This window comes from Microvirga pakistanensis, assembly GCF_004458765.1.
Taxonomy (GTDB): domain Bacteria; phylum Pseudomonadota; class Alphaproteobacteria; order Rhizobiales; family Beijerinckiaceae; genus Microvirga; species Microvirga pakistanensis.
Map to the genome: position 1 here is coordinate 1 of NZ_SPJX01000562.1, position 223 is coordinate 223.

The following is a 223-nucleotide window of genomic DNA, read 5'->3' on the forward strand; positions in this document are numbered from 1 at the left end:
CTCTGCACAGCCTGTGGGAACCTTGTGTGAAGCTGGTGGAGAGGCCGAATGTTTCACGTGGAACATTTTGCCCTTTTGACCTGACCACCGTGAGGTTTTAGACCCCAGGCAGGGAGAATTCGGTGAGTCAGATCCCTTCCCTCGACATGTTCGACGTCGTCGTGGTCGGTGGCGGCCATGCAGGCGCCGAGGCCGCGGCCGCATCCGCGCGCATGGGCGCCCG

The 223-nt window shown here is 62.3% G+C and carries 1 protein-coding gene; it reads left to right on the forward strand.

Annotated features, from left to right (window positions below; genetic code table 11):
* Positions 1–146: 146 nt before the first annotated feature.
* The coding region (locus E4K09_RS31170; RefSeq protein ID WP_134500164.1) for an FAD-dependent oxidoreductase at positions 147–223 on the forward strand (77 nt) is incomplete at its 3' end.